Origin of the sequence: Exiguobacterium sp. s160 (genome assembly GCF_018617575.1) — a bacterium.
In the GTDB taxonomy this organism is placed as follows: Bacteria; Bacillota; Bacilli; order Exiguobacteriales; family Exiguobacteriaceae; genus Exiguobacterium; species Exiguobacterium aestuarii_A.
The window spans coordinates 731375-748476 of the sequence record NZ_JACSKK010000001.1; the positions used below are offsets into that span (position 1 = coordinate 731375).

General features: G+C 47.8%; 16 protein-coding genes. 3 read left to right on the forward strand and 13 right to left on the reverse strand.

Features of this window, described 5'->3' with window-relative positions:
• Positions 1-9: 9 nt before the first annotated feature.
• From dnaJ to hrcA, 4 genes are all read right to left on the reverse strand, one after another.
• Positions 10-1116 carry a molecular chaperone DnaJ gene (dnaJ, locus tag KNO86_RS03820; protein ID WP_214693130.1) on the reverse strand — a complete coding sequence of 369 codons (1107 nt, stop codon included), beginning with the start codon at positions 1114-1116 and terminating at the stop codon, positions 10-12.
• Positions 1117-1226: 110 nt separating this feature from the next.
• Positions 1227-3053 carry a molecular chaperone DnaK gene (dnaK, locus tag KNO86_RS03825; RefSeq protein ID WP_214693135.1) on the reverse strand — a complete coding sequence of 609 codons (1827 nt, stop codon included), beginning with the start codon at positions 3051-3053 and terminating at the stop codon, positions 1227-1229.
• 29 nt (positions 3054-3082) lie between these two features.
• On the reverse strand, positions 3083-3670 hold the full coding sequence (gene grpE / locus KNO86_RS03830; RefSeq protein WP_214693139.1) for a nucleotide exchange factor GrpE: 588 nt from the start codon (positions 3668-3670) through the stop codon (positions 3083-3085).
• A 17-nt stretch (positions 3671-3687) separates the two neighbouring features.
• Positions 3688-4710: a heat-inducible transcriptional repressor HrcA gene (gene hrcA, locus KNO86_RS03835; protein WP_074033386.1), complete on the reverse strand. Its 1023-nt coding sequence runs from the start codon at positions 4708-4710 to the stop codon at positions 3688-3690.
• 192 nt (positions 4711-4902) lie between these two features.
• Between hrcA and KNO86_RS03840 the strand changes: the two genes are divergently transcribed.
• The gene (locus KNO86_RS03840; RefSeq protein WP_074033387.1) at positions 4903-5508 is read left to right on the forward strand and encodes a DUF1054 domain-containing protein; all 606 of its coding nucleotides are present in this window, start codon (positions 4903-4905) and stop codon (positions 5506-5508) included.
• Between the two features lie 44 nt (positions 5509-5552).
• On the opposite strand, the gene hemW is transcribed toward KNO86_RS03840, so the two are convergent.
• The 5 genes from hemW to lepA all read right to left on the reverse strand — a co-directional run bounded on the left by hemW (position 5553) and on the right by lepA (position 12116).
• A complete protein-coding gene (gene hemW / locus KNO86_RS03845) occupies positions 5553-6707 on the reverse strand; it encodes a radical SAM family heme chaperone HemW (protein WP_214693141.1) in 1155 nt (384 codons plus the stop codon).
• Positions 6708-6774: 67 nt separating this feature from the next.
• Positions 6775-7956 carry a DUF1015 domain-containing protein gene (locus KNO86_RS03850; RefSeq protein WP_214693147.1) on the reverse strand — a complete coding sequence of 394 codons (1182 nt, stop codon included), beginning with the start codon at positions 7954-7956 and terminating at the stop codon, positions 6775-6777.
• Positions 7957-7966: 10 nt separating this feature from the next.
• Positions 7967-9130 carry a phosphoglycerate dehydrogenase gene (locus KNO86_RS03855; RefSeq protein ID WP_214693149.1) on the reverse strand — a complete coding sequence of 388 codons (1164 nt, stop codon included), beginning with the start codon at positions 9128-9130 and terminating at the stop codon, positions 7967-7969.
• Positions 9108-10178 (reverse strand): 3-phosphoserine/phosphohydroxythreonine transaminase, encoded by a 1071-nt coding sequence (gene serC / locus KNO86_RS03860; RefSeq protein ID WP_214693154.1) that lies wholly within the window; start codon positions 10176-10178, stop codon positions 9108-9110. Before serC ends, KNO86_RS03855 begins: the two co-directional genes overlap by 23 nt.
• Positions 10179-10292: 114 nt before the next feature.
• Complete coding sequence (lepA, locus tag KNO86_RS03865) at positions 10293-12116, reverse strand: translation elongation factor 4 (protein WP_214693159.1); 1824 nt, start codon at positions 12114-12116, stop codon at positions 10293-10295.
• 219 nt (positions 12117-12335) lie between these two features.
• Here lepA and rpsT point away from each other — a divergent pair, with 219 nt between their 5' ends.
• Entirely contained in the window at positions 12336-12596 is a 261-nt protein-coding gene (gene rpsT, locus KNO86_RS03870; protein WP_012726675.1) for a 30S ribosomal protein S20, read from the forward strand.
• A 27-nt stretch (positions 12597-12623) separates the two neighbouring features.
• Here rpsT and KNO86_RS03875 read toward each other — a convergent pair whose 3' ends face one another.
• Both KNO86_RS03875 and holA read right to left on the reverse strand, forming a co-directional pair.
• A complete protein-coding gene (locus KNO86_RS03875; RefSeq protein WP_214693161.1) occupies positions 12624-13061 on the reverse strand; it encodes a GNAT family N-acetyltransferase in 438 nt (145 codons plus the stop codon).
• Between the two features lie 9 nt (positions 13062-13070).
• Complete coding sequence (gene holA, locus KNO86_RS03880) at positions 13071-14081, reverse strand: DNA polymerase III subunit delta (protein ID WP_353047388.1); 1011 nt, start codon at positions 14079-14081, stop codon at positions 13071-13073.
• Positions 14082-14171: 90 nt separating this feature from the next.
• On the opposite strand from holA, the gene KNO86_RS03885 reads away from it, so the two are divergent.
• A complete protein-coding gene (locus KNO86_RS03885; RefSeq protein ID WP_012726678.1) occupies positions 14172-14336 on the forward strand; it encodes a YqzM family protein in 165 nt (54 codons plus the stop codon).
• Between the two features lie 61 nt (positions 14337-14397).
• On the opposite strand, the gene KNO86_RS03890 is transcribed toward KNO86_RS03885, so the two are convergent.
• Both KNO86_RS03890 and KNO86_RS03895 read right to left on the reverse strand, forming a co-directional pair.
• On the reverse strand, positions 14398-16515 hold the full coding sequence (locus KNO86_RS03890; protein WP_214693168.1) for a DNA internalization-related competence protein ComEC/Rec2: 2118 nt from the start codon (positions 16513-16515) through the stop codon (positions 14398-14400).
• Between the two features lies 1 nt (position 16516).
• A complete protein-coding gene (locus KNO86_RS03895; RefSeq protein WP_214693170.1) occupies positions 16517-17092 on the reverse strand; it encodes a helix-hairpin-helix domain-containing protein in 576 nt (191 codons plus the stop codon).
• Between the last annotated feature and the right edge of the window lie 10 nt (positions 17093-17102).

The following is a 17102-nucleotide window of genomic DNA, read 5'->3' on the forward strand; positions in this document are numbered from 1 at the left end:
ACACTCCTTTTAGTGACTAAAGAACTTTTTCATTTTTTGGAACATGCCGTGTTCCTCTTCGACACCCGATTCGCCACTGATTTCTTCGAATTCACGAAGCAATTCTTTTTGGCGGTCCGTCATATTTTTCGGTGTCATGACAATGACGCTCACGTACTGGTCGCCATTCGCGCCACCACGCACACTTGGCATCCCTTTTCCGCGTAAACGGAACTTCGAGCCAGTTTGTGTTCCAGCTGGCACTTTCAAACTCACGTTCCCGTGAACCGTCGGAACTTCGATTTCTGCGCCAAGTGCCGCTTGTGCGAACGTGACCGGCATTTCCATCGCAATGTGTTGGTCGACACGTTCAAAGATCTCATGAGCTTTCACGCGGACGACGACGTATAAGTCTCCCGCTGGTCCTCCGTTCACGCCAGGACCGCCTTTTCCAGATAAACGGATCTGTTGCCCGTTATCGATACCGGCTGGGATTTTCACCTCGACGGTCTGTTTCTTCTTCACGTGACCCGAACCATGACAAGTCGGACATTTTTCTTTGATCGTCTTACCACTACCGTGACACTTGCTACAAGGACGTTGGTTGACCATACGACCGAGAATTGTGTTTTGCTCAACCGTCTCGACGCCACTGCCGCCACATTGGTTACACGTTTCTGGTTTCGTTCCAGGTTTCGCACCGTTCCCCATACACGTGTCACATTCGACTTCGATTTCGAGCTCGATTGTTTCCGTCTTGCCTGTCACACTCTCCATGAAATCGAGGTCAACAACGTATTGATAATCTTCTCCACGACGCGGTGCGTTCGGGTCTTGACGACGTCCGCCGCCTCCGAAGAACATGTCAAAGATATCACCGAATCCACCTTGGAAGTCACCGCCGCCTCCGAATTGGTTCGCCCCTTCAAAACCGAATCGGTCATACTGGGCACGTTTTTGTTCGTCAGAAAGCACTTCGTAGGCTTCACCAATTTCTTTAAACTTATCCGCCGCATCTGCTTCTTGGTTGATGTCCGGGTGATATTGACGGGCCAATTTCCGATATGCCCGCTTGATTTCTTGTGCCGAGGCCGACTTGTCGAGCCCGAGCACTTCATAATAATCTCGTTTCGCCACTATTCTCGCTCCTATCCTTACAATCTACGTATCGATTTTACCGATTCTACCTTAACATGGAAAGAGCCAAAGCAGAAACCTGCTTTGGCGCTCTCCTTTACAACGGCTGTTTATTTACGGTCGTCGAGATCCTCAAACTCTGCGTCCACGACATCATCGTCCTGTTTCGCTTCTGTTTGTGGTTCTGCGCCTTCAGCACCTTGCTGTTCAGCCATTTTAGCATATACTTTTTGCGTCAACTCTTGAACGACAGCTGACAATTCGTCTTTGGCTGTACGGATCGCCTCAAGGTCTGAACCTTCGAGAGCAGTTTTCGCTTTTTCTTTCGCAGCTTCTGCTTTTTCTTTGTCCGCCTCTTCCACTTGCTCACCAAGGTCTTTGATTGCCTTGTCTGTCGCGAAGACGAGTTGGTCTGTTTCGTTGCGAAGTTCCGCTTCTTCTTTACGTTTGTTATCTGCGTCAGCGTTTGCTTCAGCTTCTTTTACCATACGCTCGATTTCTGCCTCATCGATACCTGAAGAAGATTGGATTGTGATCGACTGTTCTTTGTTCGTACCGAGATCTTTCGCTGATACGTGAACAATTCCGTTTGCATCGATATCGAATTTAACTTCGATTTGTGGCACACCACGTGGTGCTGGCGGAATGTCAGTCAATTGGAAGCGACCAAGTGTCTTGTTGTCTGGTGCCATCGGGCGTTCCCCTTGAAGGACGTGGATGTCAACAGCAGGCTGGTTATCTGCAGCAGTTGAGAACACTTGTGATTTCGATGTCGGGATCGTCGTGTTGCGATCGATCAGTTTCGTCATCACGCCACCCATTGTCTCGATACCGAGTGAGAGTGGAGTAACGTCGAGAAGGACGACGTCTTTTACGTCTCCAGCGAGAACTCCACCTTGGATTGCTGCACCGAGTGCAACAACTTCATCCGGGTTTACCCCTTTGAATGGCTCTTTCTTCGTGAAGTCGTGGATTGCTTTTTGGACGGCAGGGATACGTGTCGAACCACCGACGAGAATGATCTTATCGAGGTCAGATGGTGTAAGTCCTGCATCTTTCAAGGCACGACGAGTTGGTTCCATTGTGCGTTCGACAAGGTCAGCCGTCAATTCTTCAAACTTCGCACGCGTGAGTGTCATCTCCAAGTGGAGTGGACCTGCTTCACCTGCTGTGATGAACGGAAGGCTGATGTGTGCGCTTGTGACGCCTGAAAGGTCTTTCTTCGCTTTTTCAGCTGCATCTTTCAAACGTTGAAGTGCCATCTTGTCTTTCCCGAGGTCGATGCCGTTCTCTTTTTTGAATTCTGCAACGAGGTAGTCGATGACTTTTTGGTCGAAGTCATCTCCACCGAGACGGTTGTCACCAGCTGTAGCGACAACTTCGAATACGCCATCACCAAGTTCAAGGATTGAAACGTCGAACGTACCACCACCGAGGTCATAGATCAAAATCGTGTGGTCTTCACCTTTATCTAATCCGTAAGCGAGTGCCGCAGCTGTTGGCTCGTTGATGATTCGCTTGACATCAAGACCAGCGATTTTACCAGCATCTTTTGTCGCTTGACGCTCAGCGTCGTTGAAGTATGCAGGAACTGTGATGACTGCTTCCGTGACTGTTTCACCGAGGTAGTCTTCAGCATCTTTCTTCAACTTCTGCAAAATGATTGCCGAGATCTCTTGTGGTGTGAATTTCTTGCCGTCTACGTCAACTGTATGTGACGTTCCCATGTGACGTTTGATTGATTGAATCGTGTTCGGGTTCGTGATGGCCTGACGTTTTGCGACCTCACCTACTTGACGTTCTTCTCCTTTGAATGCAACAACCGAAGGAGTCGTACGGTTACCTTCTGCGTTTGAGATGACGACTGCTTCGCCACCTTCCATTACTGCCACACATGAGTTTGTAGTCCCTAAGTCAATACCGATAATTTTACCCATCGTTTATTCCTCCGTCTCGTTAAGTAGTATTATTCTGCAACTTTTACCATGCTTGGGCGAATGACTCGACCATGCATCGTATATCCTTTTTGAAGCTCCATCGTCACGATGCCAGACTCGAACTCATCGCTCGGCTCTTGCATGACTGCTTGATGGAAATTCGGGTCGAACGGCTGTCCGACTGCTTCAATCACTTCGACTTGCTCAGCATTCAATACGTCAAGCAGTTGACGATGAATCATGTCGACGCCTGATTGAATTTGCAAAGCATCCTCTGAAGTTGCTTGCACTTGAAGTGCACGCTCAAAGTTATCAATGAGCGGAATCAATTTTTCAATGACAGACTGTGAAGCAAACTTGACGCGTTTTGCATTCTCTTCATTCGTCCGACGACGGAAGTTGTCAAAGTCGGCACGAATGCGAAGTTCGCTCGCTTTCAACGCTTCGATTTCTTTTTGTAAGTCCGTCCCCTCAGAACTTTCTTCCACAATCTCAGCATTTAAAACCTCATCTTCATTTGATTCAGTTGACTCGTTCTCTTCTGTCTGTGCCGAGTCTACAGATTTTTCTTCAAGCACGTCTTCTTGTTCGTGCCCGTTTTGATGATCTGCTGTCATAGTAAAACTCCTTTCCGTCATTCATCTAGTTTCGTTCGTCGCAACGCTTCAATAATTTGTCCCATCATTTGGACACCGTGACGGTAATTCATTCGAGTCGGGCCAATCATGGCAATCGTTCCGAACGTTTTTCCATCTAGTGTATAATCCGAAGTGATGACACTACAGTTTTGAAGGGCGACAATTCCGTTCTCGCTCCCAATGCTCACATAAATCTCGCGATTTGGCAACGATTCGAGCCAGTGCGTCAATCGTTCTTGCTCATCAATCCATTCTAGGAACGGTCTGAGCGTGTCTAACGTCTGAAACTCAGGTTGGTTGAAGATATTCTTCTTGCCTCCGAGATAAAGCGAAGACGGCGTTTGAATTCCAACCGTCGACTGAATCAGTTGCATCATATTTTCATATTGCTGTCGCTGCGCGAGTTGCAATTTTGCAACCTCTTCTCCGATTCGGACTTTAAGTTGTCCGATCGCTGTCCCGACGAGACGATCGTTTAACAGTCGAATCGTTTCCTCGATGACTTCAGGAGCTACACGTGATTCGAACATGACCGTACGATGCTCGACATGACCTTGATCCGTGACGATGAGAACGACACCTCGTCGCTCATCTAATGGCATAAAGTCCACACGTGCCAATCTTTCGGATTGGCTATTGGGACCGAGGGCGACCGTCGTATAATTGGTCAAATCAGAAAGGAGATCTGCAGCTTGGCGAATCAGGATCTCAGACTCTTTTGAAGATTGCTTTAAACGCTCTTCTAAGCGACCCGTTTCCCGCTCGTCGATGATTTGCTTCTCGACGAGATGGTCCACGTAATATCGGTATCCGACCTCTGACGGGATTCGACCCGCGGAAGTATGTGGTTTTTCAATCAACCCCATGTCTTCCAAATCGGCCATATCGTTCCGAATCGTTGCCGAACTAAACGTCAAATCGTCTCGTTTCGATAACGTACGCGAACCGACCGGTTGAGCCGTCTGAATATAATCGTCAATGATGGCTCGAAGAATGAGCAATTGTCGATCTGTCAGCACAACATCACTCCTCTCTGAAAAAGTTACCTCGCTTTATTAGCACTCATATTTAACGAGTGCTAATCACACTTCAAATATTATCATGTTCTCACTATTTGTCAATTCATACACTCGGATTTTTTCACCTTTTTTGCAGACGGCAAACCTGAAAAAGAAGCAGCGTTTCGTTATGATAGAACGTGAGGTGATGAAATGTTTACAACAAAACAATTTAACGTATTCAAACAGGACGGACTCGACGAACGCATGTCTGGCATCCGTTCGGATATTCAACCGCTCTTTCATCGGATTTATGACGAGGTCGGCCCACAGCTCGAGGCAGATGTCGGAATCCCTCTCTACCTGCATGTCGCAAAACATGCACGCCGCACGGTAAACCCTCCGAAAGACACATGGATGGCCATCTGTCACGATAAGCGCGGGTATAAAAAACATCCACACTTACAAGTCGGTCTTTTCGACGACCGCGTTTTCATCTGGCTCGCATTCATCTATGAGATGCCGAACAAAGACGCAATCGCGAAACATTTGCAACAAATCGATTTTAAATCAACGTTTACTGATTTCCATATTGCGGGCGACCATATGAAAAAAGATGCGTTCCTAATTGAAGAGACATCAAACGAAGACATCCAGGCGTTGCTCGAGCGCTTCGGCACTGTCAAAAAGGCTGATTTCTTAATCGGACGACAACTGCCTGCCGATGCATCGATTCTTCAAAACGAAGACGCTTTTCTCGCTTTGGTCGAAGACACGTTCGCTCGGCTCACGCCGCTCTATCGTGATCTCGTCTTATAATGCTAAAAAATGGACAAGTCCCAAATAAGGAACTTGTCCATTTTTCATGACTCGGTATGCTCGAGTTTTGCCTCTCCGATAAATGCCGCGAACGCTTCGTTCGCGAGTGGTAGACCAGACGCCGTCAATCGGATATGGGAGTCTGTCCGTTCAATCAACGACTTCTTCACCAAATCGTCGATGACGTGACCGAACACATGATCGAGTGCCACGCCATACTTCTGTTCAAATGTCTGAAGGGAGACCCCTGAACGCATTCGTAATCCGAGGAACAGCTCTTCTTCCATTTTTTCTACTTCTTCGAGCTCAGTCACCCGTTTCACCGGGATACCTTCCGCTTTAATATAGTGAGGGATCGGTGCGATATTTGCACGACGTGTGCCATTTAAATAGCTGTGCGCACCTGCCCCGAATCCATAATACTCTTCGTTCCGCCAGTACACTTGGTTGTGACGACTTTCTCGACCCGGCAACCCATAGTTCGAGATTTCGTATTGCTTCAGTCCATGTCGTTCAAGTGTCTCCATTACTTTAAGATACATCTCGACCTCGACATCCTCTCCCGGTAAACGGAGCTTACCTTTTCGGTCTTGAATCGCAAACACGGTATGCGGCTCAAGAATTAAGGAATAGGATGAGACGTGTTGAATCGGAAGCTCGAGCGCTAGTTTCAAGTCTCGGTCAATCTGTTCGAACGTCTGTTCTGGTAGCCCGAACATGAGGTCAATCGAGATATTATCAAAGCGCTTCGCCGCCTCATTCACCGTTTCAAATACGTCGTCAGCGCGATGCGTTCTTCCGATCCGTTCGAGCCCACCATCGTCGAATGTTTGGACACCGAAGCTGAGTCGATTGACGCCGCCGGCTTTCATCGTGTCGAGTTTTTCCGAACTTACAAAGTTCGGGTTCGCTTCGACAGAATATTCTAGGTCGTCTGAAGCGAGCGGGAGGAGGTGTCGACGGACCATGTCCATCAGGCGACCCATCTGCGCTTCATTGAGCGCCGTCGGTGTGCCCCCTCCAATAAAGATGGTCTCAATCCGTTCTGTCGGAAACGCTTCGAGCGTCAATACCATCTCTCGTTCTAATGCATCTAAATATTCATCAACAGGTTGGTTTTTTAAAAACACCTTGTTGAAATCACAGTAATAACAAATATGTTCACAAAATGGAATGTGAAGATATACGGCTTTAGCCAATTTCGGCCACCCCTTTCTTCTCATTCCATTTATAACGCTTTTCGTCCGTTCTTTCCAGCATGCGCCATCAATCGAACCGATGAATAAACAAACCGCTCTTTAACTTTGGTTCGAACCATGTCGATTTTGGTGGCATCTGCCCACCCCCATCAGCCACTCGCATCAACTGTGGCATCGTCGTTTCATGGCACGTAAACAGTAATTGGTCGGGTACTTGCGCGAGTTGTTGCAATTCTTCGATTGACCGGTTCCCTCCAACAAAATCGACTCTGGCATCCGTACGAATATCTTCAACGTTGAAGTACGGAGCAAGGATATCACGCTGTAACACGGCGACATCGAGATCGGTTTCATCTTTTCGTTTCGATAACTTGTAATAATTTCCTCGATACGCAGCGCCGAACACGCCATGACTTTCAGGTAAGACGAGTTCATCTTCTTCTGTCACTTCATACGAGAACGAAAGTCCTTCCAACATATGTTCCACTTCTTCAGGGGCGATAGTGGTCAACAGACGATGATATGGCAAAATCGTCAACTCGTCGCTCGGGAAGAGGACACCTAAAAAGTGTGTTCGTTCATTCTTTTGAGAATGTCCCCCACCCATCTCAGAAACGACCGCTGCCGCTTTTGCGCGATGATGACCATCCGCGATATAGATAGACGGAATCGTCGCACCAATCATCATGACGCGCGCAAGTTCTCGGCTCGGAATCATGAATCCTTCATGTAACACGCCACGATCATCCGTAAACGAGAACAGTGTCTCTTCTTCCGTCGCACTGTTTAAAATCTGTTTCAGACTCGCATGTGGCGGGTGGCTAAGTAAAATCGGACCGGTATGCGCCCCCGTCGCTTGGACATGTTCGACCCGTTCCCGTTCCTTCGTTTCACGGGTATGTTCGTGAATTTTGATTCGCCCGGCTTCATAGTCCGCAACTGAAAATGTGGCGACTAAGCCCGTTTGCTGACGTTCGTTCCGGGTCAATCGATATACGTAAAATCCACTCGGACGAACCGTCAGCTCGTCTTCGTATAGACGTTCTAGCTCCTGACGAGCACGCTTTCCCCAGTCTTCGAGTGAGAGGTTTGCTTGAAGAGCTTCTGGCTTATCTACCTTCAAAAATGAGTTCGGTTGCTCAGCGATGACCGCCTTCGCTTCTTCTACAGAAACGACGTCATACGGATCTGCGGCAACTTCTTTAGCGTGTACGGGCATGTATGGGCTGAACGGTTTAAATACGACCATAGGATCCTCCTTAAAATTCTCGGACGCGAATGACGCCCTTGATGTCATACAGTGCGTGAATTGATAACGGTTCATGTTCGTTGTTGTCTAAATCAATCAATGTATAGGCCATCTCGCCTCGGCTACGGTTGATCATGTTATCGATGTTCAGTCCATGTGAGGCGAGCTCTCCCGTAATTTGTCCGACCATGTTCGGCACATTTTGATGCAAAATCGCGAGGCGACGTTTGCCGGTATACGGAAGTTCCGCATTTGGGAAGTTGGCGGACGAACGGATGTTACCAGTCTCCAGATAAAATTTGAGTGTCTCGACGGCTTGGATGGCACAGTTGACTTCTGATTCCTTTGTCGAGGCACCGAGATGAGGCAACGCCATCACTTGAGGATGTCCGATGAGCGAGTGTCGAGGGAAGTCGGTGATGTATAGTCCGACGTGATGATGGAATGCTTCAACTAAATCAGCATCCTTCACGAGCTCCCCACGCGCGAAATTCAAAACGGTCATCCCTGGCTTCATCCGTTCGAACCAACTCCGGTCGATACTGAAGCGCGTCTCTTTCGTCAGCGGCATATGAATCGACAAGAGATCAACGGATCCTAGAACCTCACTCAAATGCTTGGCGCGTGTGACGTGTTTTGAAATATTCCAAGCGGCATCGACCGAGAGATGGGGATCATATCCGATGACATCGACCCCAAGTTGTAGAAGGTCATTGGCAAGTGAAGCCCCAATGGCCCCAAGCCCGATGATTCCTACTTTCTTCCCCCGTAACTCGGCCCCGAGGAACTGCCGTTTCTGTTGCTCCATCGCTTCTTCTAACTGAGATTGTGACTCGGTCGCCTGTTCATTTACCCAGTTGAAACCTTTGACGATCGGTCTGACCGAGAGAATCATACTGGCCAGGACGAGTTCTTTCACCGCATTCGCATTCGCGCCAGGAGTATGAAACGCCACGATTCCTTGTTTTGCTAGTTGATCGAGCGGGAGATTGTTGACACCTGCTCCGGCTCTTGCGATGGCGAGCAGATGGGGTGGGATCGCTTCATCGTGCACGTTATGACTTCTGAGTACCCAGGCGTCAGCTTGATCTGATGAATTGATGATATATTCATTCGGCTCAAATCGCTTCAGACCCGCTGCAGCGATTTGGTTAAATGTTTTGATGTGATACATGGTTCTCCTCCTCAAATGCTCTCATGACGTCGACAAGGCGCACAGCACCTTCTTTTGGCATCGCGTTATAAAGACTCGCCCTTAGACCACCGACGGAACGATGACCGCCGAGTTCGAGTAATCCGCGTTCAAGGGCAAATTGTTGAAAGTCCTTGTCTCGATTTTGGTCACCCGTTGTGAACGGGATGTTCGTCAAGGAGCGGCGTTCTCCCGACACGAGAGAAGAAAATACATTCGATTGTTCAAGGAACGAATAGACCGTATCGCTTTTTTCACGATTCAGTCGCTCCATCGCCTCGACGCCCCCTTGATCTTCGACCCACTTGAGGACACGTTCTGCAGCATACATACTGAACGTCGATGGCGTATTGAATAACGTATCGACATGAGACCCGTAATGAAGATAACTTGGTAGCTCCATCGACTGAATCAAGTCGCGACGTATAATGACGACCGTCAGTCCTGCTGGTCCAATATTTTTCTGCGCCCCCGCATAAATTACACCGAAACGCTCAACGTCAATCTGCTCGGCAAGAATATTCGAAGAGGCATCCGCAATGAGTGGGACATCCGTTTCGGGTATAGTCGTGAATCGGGTTCCTTCAATCGTATTGTTTAACGTCACATGTAGATAGTCGACATCTTGAGCGAGTCTCGGTTCAAATGACATCCCACCTGCCTCATCTATGAGTGAATGGATGACGTCGACCTGTCCGAAGTGCCTGGCATCTTCCATCGCTTTTTTAGACCAAATCCCTGTATCGACATAGGCGAAACGATTTCGTTTCCGTAAATTCATCGGGATCATGGAAAATTGCAGTGTCGCCCCACCTTGCAACCAAAGTACGGCATAGTTCTCGGGAATATGCATGAGTCTTCTGAGCCTTGCCTCGAGCGAGTCGACCACTTGTTGGAATGACTCTGAACGATGACTCGTTTCGATGATCGAGACCCCTTCATATTCGAATGTCAGCAGATGTTGTTGAATCTCTTGCATCACTTCTTTTGGTAGCATGCCGGGACCCGCAGAGTATGTATACGTCGACACGGTGTTTCCTCCTCTTTTGTCTGTCTAAGGGTGTACTCTTCCTTAAGCGAAGTGCCATTTCCTGCCTAAACAAAAAAATCACCCCGATTCGAACATCAGGGTGATTCAATCCAATTATTCTTCGTCCATCGATAGAACGGACATGAACGCTTCTTGCGGGACTTCGACAGACCCGACCATCTTCATGCGCTTCTTACCTTCTTTTTGTTTCTCAAGGAGTTTCCGCTTACGCGAGATGTCTCCCCCATAACATTTAGCCAAAACGTTTTTACGAAGTGCTTTGATTGTCGAACGCGCGACGATTTTTGTTCCGACGGCAGCTTGTACAGGGACTTCGAACTGCATCCGCGGGATGAGTGCTTTCAACTTCTCGACAATCACTTTTCCGCGTTCATACGCGAAGTCGCGGTGAACGATGAAGCTGAGGGCATCGACCACTTCGTTGTTGAGCAAGATGTCCATCTTCACGAGACGAGATTGACGATAGCCGATCAACTCATAGTCGAGAGACGCATATCCTTTCGTGCTCGACTTCAATTGATCGAAGAAGTCATAGACGATTTCACTCAGCGGGATTTCATACGTGATTTTGACGCGTGTCGTGTCGATATACTGCATATCGATGAACGTCCCACGTTTCTTCTGACAAAGCTCCATGATGGCCCCGACATAATCGTTCGGTGTCATGACGGCCGCTTTGACGTAAGGTTCTTCGATCGATTCCACTTTTTGTTGTTCCGGCATCTTCGATGGGTTATCAACGTGGACGACTTCTCCTGAAGTCGTCGTCACGTGATAGATAACCGATGGTGCCGTCGTGATCAAGTCGATCCCGAACTCACGCTCAATCCGTTCTTGGATGATTTCCATGTGAAGCATCCCTAGGAATCCACAACGGAAACCGAATCCGAGTGCTTGTGACGTCTCAGGTTCAAACTCGAGCGCGGCATCCGAAAGTTGAAGCTTTTCGAGTGCCTCACGAAGGTCGTTGTAGTTGGCTGCATCGATCGGATACAATCCACAGTACACCATCGGGTTCATTTTACGGTAACCCGGAAGCTGACTCGTGGCAGGATTTTTCGCAAGTGTAATCGTATCCCCGACACGAACATCTCCGACTGTTTTGATTGATGCAGAAAGTGTTCCTACATCACCGACGTTCAATTCTTTGACCGAGACAGGCTTCGGTGTCGATACACCGAGGTCCGTTACTTCGAACGTCTTCCCGGTAGCCATCATCTGAACTTTATCTCCTACTTTGACCGAACCGTTGACGATTCGAATCGATGCGACGACACCACGGTAGGCATCATAGTACGAGTCGAAGATCAAGGCTTGTAACGGTTCTGACGGATCACCTGTCGGAGGTGGAACAAGTTCGACGATTTGCTCGAGAATCTCTTCGATTCCAATCCCTGCCTTGGCAGAAGTCGGGACCGCATCGCTCGCGTCGAGACCGATGACGTCTTCAATCTCTTGACGCACGCGATCGACATCCGCTGACGGCAAGTCGATTTTATTGATGACCGGAATGATTTCGAGGTCGTTATCGAGTGCTAAGTATACGTTCGCAAGAGTTTGCGCTTCAATTCCTTGTGCCGCATCGACGACGAGAATTGCACCTTCACATGCCGCAAGCGAACGCGACACTTCATACGTGAAGTCGACGTGTCCTGGCGTGTCAATCAAGTGAAGAATATACTCTTCTCCGTCTTTTGCCGTATAGTTCAATTTAACAGCGTTCAATTTAATTGTAATCCCACGCTCACGCTCTAAATCCATCGCGTCAAGCGTCTGCTCTTTCATCTCACGAGCCGTGAGTGCACCAGTTTTCTCAAGAATCCGGTCAGCGAGTGTCGACTTTCCATGATCGATGTGAGCGATAATCGAAAAGTTACGAATCTTCTTCTGACGATTCTCTAATTCTTGTTTATTCATATATGGGTTCACCTATCCTTCTCATGCATACCGTGTCATTATATCAAAATCCTAAAGTAATGTGTACGACCTACTACAACAATACCACATATAGTTTTCAGAATAATCATCAAGTGGTTGCTTTTCATATAACCGTTTGCTACAATTGTGCTTGTTCTGTTGAATGATTACTTGAAGTAATAAGAACATACACTTTCTTGTTTCAGGAGGTGACAAACAATGGCAAACATCAAATCAGCAATCAAACGTGCAAAAACTTCTGAAAAACGTCGTGTTGCGAACTCTCAAGAGAAAGCGGCAATGCGTACAGCAGTAAAACGTGTTGATGCTCTCGTACTCGAAGGAAACAAAGAAGCTGCTCAAGAAGCTTTCGTCCTCGCTACGAAGAAGCTCGACAAGGCTGCATCAAAAGGCCTTATCCACAAAAACAAAGCAGGTCGTGATAAATCACGCCTCGCAGCTCGTATCGCTGCTCTCTAATTAGAGACCAAACGAAACAGCCGCCTCCTACTCGGAGCCGGCTGTTTTTTTGTATACCATGACGTAGTGAGGACCAATTCCAGGAATATCGAACGGTTCACCAATTCGCTCGAGACCGTTCCGTTCGTAGAAGCGAACTGCCACCTCTCGGGCGTTACACCACCACGACCCATCCAACTCTTCGTGTAATGCCTGTAGAAAATACGATCCAATTCCTTGTCCGGCTAGATTCGGGTCCGTCGCCATTCCCCGAAGTTGATACGGCACTGACTCGCCTTCAATTTCTCTTGATGACAACATGACAGTCGCGACCGATTGCACGTGCTCTCTTTCGACCCAAGCAAAATGACGAGTCGTCGACGACTCATCCCCTTCAAAATAACAAGTCTCAATCCCTTTACCTGGTCTGAGTACAATATGTCGAAGTGGAATCACATCTTGTAGTGATACTTGTTTCAATCCCATATTCTCACCTCACAATAAGGCCAGTTGGCAAACGAGTGTATCGAATACGATTTGTTTATCGCCACGACCTGTTTTCATCGCTTCATCCGCATCTGCAATCAACGTCAACGCTTGCGCGAGCTGCGCTTCTGAAAAATTACGACTCGCTTGTGTTGCTAGTTTGACGGTATATGGATGAGCACCAATTTTTGAAGCGATTTGTTTTTCTCCGTACCCCGCTTCTGTCAACTGCTTTGATAGATACATGTTTCGGTATTGCCTTGCTAACAAACCAAGAAGTCCAATCAGTTCTTGTCCTTGCTTCTCTAAGTCACGTACTAACCGAAGCGCCGCATCTGCGCGTCGTTTGACGAGGAGCTCGGACAGCTGAAACACATTATCTTCTAGCGTACGTGGCACCAAATCATTCACGATCTCAATCGGAATCATCGCGCCTGTTCCTGCATATAACTGTAGTTTTTCTAATTCTCGGACTAATTTTCCCCAGTCATCCTGACATAAGAACAACAGTCGCTCCATGGTCGCCCGTTCCATTTTTTGTTGCTCCTGACTAAGCGTATCATTCACATATCGCATCAATTCTGCTTGGCTTGGCTTTTTCGCTTCGAGTACGATGGCCCGTTCTTTCAACCGTTTCACGATTTTTTTACGTTCATCGAGTTTTTCTGATTCCACAATGAGGACGAGGACAGAGTAAGTCGCGGGTTGAACGACATATTCGGCGAGACGGTCGACGTTATGCTTTTGCTTTTCTTTCGCTCCCGTCAAAAATTGGGCATTCTTGACGATGACCGTCCGAAATTCACTGAAAAAAGGGACCGTTTCCGCTTCATCGAGCGCAGTATCTAATGACGTCTCTTGGAGATCGAGTTGCATGACATCAAATTGATCACCGGATGGGTTGGCCGCCTTCACGATTCCACGTTCCCAATTCTCTAATAAATACTTTTCAGTTCCATGGAGAACATAGACGCTCGCTAGTTTACCATTATGTAACCACGGTTCATTCAAAACACACACCACTTTCACAATTTATTCTCATCTAAACATAGATTATCTTCGCATGATTCGCTATACTTATAAAGGAAGTATGATAAGGAGGGACCTAATATGCAAATTAACTCTGTACGCCCACCGAGTGAAAACCCGTTTGAAAATGATGTTCAATGCAAACGTAATGACGCGATCGACTCTGCGATCGGCTTCATCGTCCCATTTGGCTTTTTCTTCACGATTTTCTTCATCGGTGTCATCATCAAGTTCTTAAGCCTATAAGTTTTCAAACGATTGCCCCGGGGGAGCAATCGTTTTTTAGTGTATCATATTTATTAACGCACTAGTCGATGATCCCCCGACACATTCTTTTTTCACAGATGATCATCCCATCGAAATCGGTTCGCAACAAGCGACGTCCGACAATCCGGTCTAACGTCTCCTGATGTGGATGGCCATAACGATTGTTCGCTCCGACGCTCGCAATCACCCATTCCGGATCGATTCGCTCGAGCAGTTCTTCCCCTGACGACGTATTCGATCCATGATGCCCTAACTTAAACACGTCGACATCAACCGTCGGTAAGTTGATTTCTTCTTCTATAGGCAAATCCCCTGTCAATAAATACCGCATGTCACCTACGTTCATATAGAGGCTAATTGAATGATCATTTTCATCTTCATGCACTTTAGTCGGTGTGACAATCCACATCCAAGACCTCGGTCGATCTCCTGCCTCGAGATAGCGAACGGATGCCCCGTATTTTACCGCCAACCGAAGAATCTCCTCACGCTTCTCTGCATTCGCCACTTCTTTCGATAACCAAATCTCCTTTACATGCACGAGCTTCAACAATCCTTCTAAGCCACCGATGTGGTCATGGTCCGCATGCGTCAAGAGGACAAAATCAAGTGCACGCTCCCCACGCTTCCATATATATGGAGCCACAACGTCCGCTCCCGGGTCATATATTGTCCGTTTTTGCTCCTTGGGATCCTGAAAGACGCCGCCGACATCAATCACACCAATTGTTTCTCCTGACTCTACAACAATCGCATCGCCTTGACCGACATCTAAAAATGTCACCCGTGGAGCCTCTGCCCATTCGGCCCAACCGGCAACGAGAATACACGTCAATATGGCCATACACCATCCGAACCATCGCTTCCGTTGGACAAGAAGTAAACTTCCCCAAATCCCAATCCATAAAGCGACTTGCTGCGGAAATGTCAGTTCATGCAACGGTAGCCATGGTCGATTCATATCGTGCATGGAGAATATTCCGTTAATGGCGTCTAGGATCACCATGAATAATTGTGCGGCTTCTGGAACGACCCAAACAATCAGTGCGAGCGGCATCATCACCCATGATATGCAAAACGCCATGATGATATTGAAAAGGGGTGCAGCGACGGATAGAATCGGTTGAACTTGCCAAAGGACAAATAATCCAAATAGTTGGGCAAACACGGACAACTCCAACAACCCGGTCCACAGTTGTCTCGTGACCAACAAGAAGAACGTCATCCCGACCGTTAACTGAAACCCTAAGTTTGAGAGAAGGTGTGGTTGAAAGGCAAGCATGGCAGCTGCGCACCAACTTAAGAGACGAATCGGGTCCCTTACCGATACACCAAATAAAGAAAGGATGAGCAACACATCTGCCACGAGGACAGCTCGTGCGACCGGTGGTGAAAAACCAGTCAGCCATCCGAACGCCGTAATCGTCAATAGAATCAATACCGTCTTCGTCTCTCGTCGAATCGGGATTGGCCGAAACATTGCTCGAAGCGCGACAATCAGCATGGCGATATGCGAACCTGAGATGACGAGAAGATGCAGGAGACCCGTCACTCGATATGAGAAAGAAGTCTGTTCGTCGAGCATCCGGCTCTCACCGAACAGTAAGGCCTCTATGTATAGCGCGACATCGGCGCGATATTGTTGTTCAATCTGTTGGAGACGTCTCTCTTTCCACCTCAACATCCAACCGTCCATCCCTGCTGTCGGACGGCACTCGTCGATTCGCTTGATCTTTCCTTTTAAGGACAAGTCCGCGCTAGCCGCCCATTTCTGTTCGTCAAATCCCCCGATGTTCCGTAACGGCTGAAACAGTTCTTGTTCCATTTCTACGAGACACGTCTCACCAGGTCTACCAATCGAGAGCTCCCTCCCCCGCAACACACCTTGATGAGTCCCCACGTTCCCATATAATCGGGCCGTCTTCCCGTTCTCTTTACGACTCTCAATCGAGAACACGATTGTGTCTGTCGGTGTCCATTCTGCCGGATCGGCATGTAGCCATGCAATCAGGATGAGGAAAATGACACCGAGTTTCGCATATAGATGTTGTCCGCCTCGAGACGCGAAGTATAACACACCGGAAACGATTGTGACGAGGTAGATTCCTTCAGTCAATCCGGTCACCATCACTATCGCAAATAGTGGAAATAACGGCATCTCATGGTACCAATAAGTAAGGTTTCATACTTTCTAATGTTTTCTCCCCAAATCCTTTCACATCACCTAAGTCCTCGTATGTTTTAAAGGGACCATTCTCTTTCAGGTGGTTCAAAATCGCGTCTGCTTTTGCAGGACCAATACCAGGGACCGACATCAACTCGTCTTTCGTGGCACTATTCACGTGTACCCCATTTGCTTCTAACTCTGTGCTAGGTACCTCTTGTGCAATCGGCGCTTCTCCTTTTTTCGGTACGATGATTTTTACACCGTCCACGAGGAGTTGTGCCAAGTTCAATTGTTCCGGGTCGGCTTCATCTGTTAATACGGCCAACGAGAGAACATCCCCGACTCTAGCACCTTCTGGCACGGTATAGACGTTCGGAGACTCGACCGCGCCTGTGACATAGACGACGATTTCTAATCGCTCTACGGTCTCATCCGGAACTACTTCTTCTGATTCTACGACGAATTCATCGACGACACGTTCTTCTGGTTCTTTACTATAAAATAAATAACCAACACCTAAAAACAGGACGACGACAACACCGATGATGACCTGCTTCCACTTTTCCAAGACGATTCTC

Bases quoted from the DNA above. Each gene is read 5' to 3' on its own strand.
- dnaK (WP_214693135.1), bottom strand. From the start codon at position 3,053: ATGGGTAAAATTATCGGTATTGACTTAGGGACTACAAACTCATGTGTG.
- grpE (WP_214693139.1), bottom strand. From the start codon at position 3,670: ATGACAGCAGATCATCAAAACGGGCACGAACAAGAAGACGTGCTTGAA.
- KNO86_RS03840 (WP_074033387.1), top strand. From the start codon at position 4,903: ATGTTTACAACAAAACAATTTAACGTATTCAAACAGGACGGACTCGAC.
- KNO86_RS03850 (WP_214693147.1), bottom strand. From the start codon at position 7,956: ATGGTCGTATTTAAACCGTTCAGCCCATACATGCCCGTACACGCTAAA.
- KNO86_RS03855 (WP_214693149.1), bottom strand. From the start codon at position 9,130: ATGTATCACATCAAAACATTTAACCAAATCGCTGCAGCGGGTCTGAAG.
- lepA (WP_214693159.1), bottom strand. From the start codon at position 12,116: ATGAATAAACAAGAATTAGAGAATCGTCAGAAGAAGATTCGTAACTTT.
- rpsT (WP_012726675.1), top strand. From the start codon at position 12,336: ATGGCAAACATCAAATCAGCAATCAAACGTGCAAAAACTTCTGAAAAA.
- KNO86_RS03875 (WP_214693161.1), bottom strand. From the start codon at position 13,061: ATGGGATTGAAACAAGTATCACTACAAGATGTGATTCCACTTCGACAT.
- KNO86_RS03885 (WP_012726678.1), top strand. From the start codon at position 14,172: ATGCAAATTAACTCTGTACGCCCACCGAGTGAAAACCCGTTTGAAAAT.
- KNO86_RS03890 (WP_214693168.1), bottom strand. From the start codon at position 16,515: ATGCCGTTATTTCCACTATTTGCGATAGTGATGGTGACCGGATTGACT.